At 59.0% G+C, this 778-nt stretch carries 1 pseudogene; it reads right to left on the reverse strand.

Annotation, left to right across the window (positions count from 1 at the left end):
- Positions 1–531 precede the first annotated feature (531 nt).
- Positions 532–778, reverse strand: a pseudogene (locus tag KGQ19_RS48755) (stage II sporulation protein M); the annotation flags it as partial.

A 778-nucleotide genomic window follows, 5' to 3' on the forward strand; every position in this document is an offset into this window, starting at 1 on the left:
CATGTGTAAAATGACACTCGAACCATCGCTCAGTGAAGAGCGCAGGACCGAGGTCGCATGGCATCACAATTCGTCACACACTGTTGAGTTCTCAAGAAACAGACGCCCGAACCACTCGTCCCGGAACTTTCATTCCGATCGGCTGCGACCCGGCGTTGTCAGGTCTTGCTTTGTTTTTCTTTTGTTCTTGCTTCGCTTTAGATCTTAGCAGATCCTCCGCGTTTACCGCAATTTCAGCTTGTCGCTTCTTTGCGATTGCCGGTTCAGAATTCTTTTTCGAATTCTTGCCCCGACGGCTTGGTTACTCTAGCATGGTTTCTTTGGGCTCTCGCCCACCGCCACCTGCTTGACAGCAACCCCTCCAACTTACGCTCCCCGAACTGGCGTGTCAACCCTAAGGTCGGAGCCGGTTCGTTTGGGGGGAACTCCGTAAGTATGGCACACGTCTGAGGCTCCAGACCAATTGCCGGTGTCTACCCATCACTCAGAGGGCTGAAACCATCGGTTCGCTGATCGGATGCGGTGGTCCGACTAAGCCCTCGTGGGTACCGCGTCCGCCCTGTCCGCCCTGCTCACGTCGCCTGTCTCGCCTCGCGACGCGGCCCTGCGGCCGACGTAGAACACGTATACGAGGAACAGCGTCTCCGCCGCGAACCCGATCGTCAGCCGAACCGGGGCGGACGTGTGCCCCGTCACGAACCCCTCGATCGACCCCGACACCAACAGCACGCACGCCAACCCGAGCGCCATCGTCCCCAGCACCCGCCCCTGCCCGTGT

The organism is Catenulispora pinistramenti (assembly GCF_018274385.1).
Classification (GTDB): Bacteria; Actinomycetota; Actinomycetes; order Streptomycetales; family Catenulisporaceae; genus Catenulispora; species Catenulispora pinistramenti.